The 2,520-nt window shown below is 79.5% G+C and carries 2 protein-coding genes; both read right to left on the minus strand.

Features of this window, described 5'->3' with window-relative positions; all coding sequences use genetic code 11:
* A partial coding sequence (gene selB, locus AB0L34_RS33540) for a selenocysteine-specific translation elongation factor (RefSeq protein ID WP_363709667.1) occupies window positions 1–1,276 on the minus strand: 1,276 nt, incomplete at its 3' end.
* Window positions 1,277–1,278: 2 nt separating this feature from the next.
* Complete coding sequence (selA, locus tag AB0L34_RS33545; RefSeq protein ID WP_363709669.1) at window positions 1,279–2,451, minus strand: L-seryl-tRNA(Sec) selenium transferase; 1,173 nt, start codon at window positions 2,449–2,451, stop codon at window positions 1,279–1,281.
* Window positions 2,452–2,520: the final 69 nt, after the last annotated feature.

Below are 2,520 nucleotides of genomic sequence, written 5' to 3' on the forward strand. Positions count from 1 at the left end.
GCTCCAGCGGGTGCTCCCGGGCGTGCCGGGCCACCTCCCCGCCCAGCCGGGTGCCGAGCCGCCGCCAGTGCTCCGGGTCGGCCAGCCAGTCCCCGACGACGGGCCGCCCGGTCACCTCGACGCCGGTGCGGACCAGGTCGGCGGCGCGGGCCAGGCCCCGACGGCGCAGCTCGCCGGCCAGGTCGGGCCGGCCGTCCACGGTCGCCAGCACGGCCGCGCGGACAGCCGCCGCGCCCCGGCGGGTCAGCGGCGGCGGCGCGACGTCCAGCACGGTCACGCCGCCGGCCACGTGGTGCCGGCCCGGGTCGCGCAGCAGCGCCCGGTCGCCGACCAGCAGCGGCAGCGGCCGGGCCAGCCGCAGCCGGACGGTGTCCGCGCCCAGCGGTCGCACCCGGGCGGGCACCGCCGCCGCGCCGACGTGCAGGGTCAGGGTGGCGGGCAGCTCCGCCGCGGGGTCGCCGGCCAGCCGGACGTCCAGCAGGTCGGTGCGGTGGAACCGGCCCGGGGTGAGCAGGGCGTCGCCGCGGCCGACCCGGCCCCGGGGCGTACCGCGCAGGTTGACCGCCACCCGGGCGACCGCGGTGACCTCCGACCGGGCCTCGCCGAGGCGGTGCAGGCCACGCACCCGCACCGGCTCGCCGGTGGCGGCGAGTTCCAGCTCGTCGCCCACCCGCAGCCGGCCGGCGCCGAGCGTGCCGGTGACCACCGTGCCGGCGCCGCGCACGGTGAACGCGCGGTCCACCCACAACCGCACCGGGGCGTCCGCCGCCGGGGCGGGCAGCCGGGCCGCGAGCCGGTCCAGGGCCACGCGCAGCTCCGGCAGGCCGGCGCCGGTCACCGCGCTGACCGCCACCGTGTCCACCGCGCCGAGGGAGGTGGCCGCCAGCTCGGCCCGGGCCCGGGCCGCCGCCGGCCCCGGGTCCGCCAGGTCCGCGCGGGTCACCACCAGCAATCCGTACGACACCCCGAGCGCGTGCAGCGCGGCCAGGTGCTCGGCCGACTGCGGCATCCAGCCCTCGTCGGCGGCGACCACGACCAGCGCGGCGGGCACCGGGCCGACGCCGGCGAGCATGTTCGGCACGAAACGCTCGTGCCCCGGCACGTCGACGAACGCGACCGTCCCACCGGACGGCAGCGTGCTCCAGGCGAAGCCGAGGTCGATGGTCATGCCCCGGCGGCGCTCCTCCGCCCACCGGTCGGGTTCCATCCCCGTCAGCGCCCGGACCAGGGTCGACTTGCCGTGGTCGACGTGCCCGGCGGTGGCCACCACGAACACGTTCAGCCGTCCCCCGACACGCGCAGCACGGCGGCGCGGACGGCGACGTCGGCGTCGGCGGGCACGCAGCGCAGGTCCAGCAGCAGCCGCCCGCGGACGACCCGGCCAAGCACGGGCGGGTCGCCCACGCGCAGCGGCTCCGCGTACCGCTCGGGCAGGCTCAGCGCCCACGAGTCCAGCGCCACGCCCGGGGCGCCGCCACCGCCGACGACCGCGCCGGCCGGCACCACCTCCGCCTTGCACCCGTCGGCCGCGAGGGCGTCCCGCAGCCGCTCGGTACGCTCCCGCAGCACGCCGGGGTCGGCGTGCAACGCGGCCCGCGTGGGCGTGACCGGGTCGGCGAGGGTGGCCGCGAGCGCGGCCAGGGTCAGCTTGTCCACCCGCAGCGCCCGGGCGAGGGGGTGCCGGCGCAGCCGTTCGACCAGGTCGGCGGCGCCGAGCAGCAGCCCCGCCTGCGGCCCGCCGAGCAGCTTGTCGCCGCTGGCGGTGACCAGGGCCGCCCCGGCCCGCAGGGTGCCGGCCGCGTCGGGCTCGTCGGGCAGCAGCGGGTCGGGGGCGAGCAGCCCCGAGCCGATGTCCGCGACCACCGGCACGCCGAGGGAGGCCAGCCGCCGCACCGGCACCGCCGAGGTGAAGCCGGTGACCTGGAAGTTCGACGGGTGCACCTTCAGCACGAAGCCGGTACGCGGACCGAGCGCCGCGGCGTAGTCGTCGAGCGTGGTGCGGTTGGTGGTGCCCACCTCGCGCAGCCGCGCGCCGGTGCTCTCCAGCAGCTCGGGCAGGCGGAACCCGTCGCCGATCTCCACCAGCTCGCCCCGGCTGACCACGATCTCGGCGTCGGCGGCGAGCGCGGTGGCGGCGAGCACCAGCGCGGCGGCGCCGTTGTTGACCACGTGCACCGCGCCGGCGGCGGGCACCGCGGCGGCGAGGGCGTCGAGGGCGTCGCGGCCGCGCCGGGCCCGCCGGCCGGTACGCAGGTCCAGCTCGACGTCGGTGTGTCCGGCGGCGGCGGTGACCGCCGCGACGGCGGCGGGCGACAGTGCGGCCCGGCCCAGGTTGGTGTGCAGCACCACCCCGGTGGCGTTGAGCACGGCCCGGGGCGCGGGCGACGGCAGGGCGGCCAGCGCGGCGTCGCGTACGGCATCGGGGCTTTCCCGGTACGCCCCGACCGAGATGGGCCGGCGCCGCCAGCACACGCCGGTCGAATCGAGTGAGGGTGTCACCGAGCCGATCCGACTGGTGAC

It is taken from the genome of Micromonospora sp. NPDC052213 (genome assembly GCF_040679695.1).
GTDB lineage: Bacteria > Actinomycetota > Actinomycetes > Mycobacteriales > Micromonosporaceae > Micromonospora.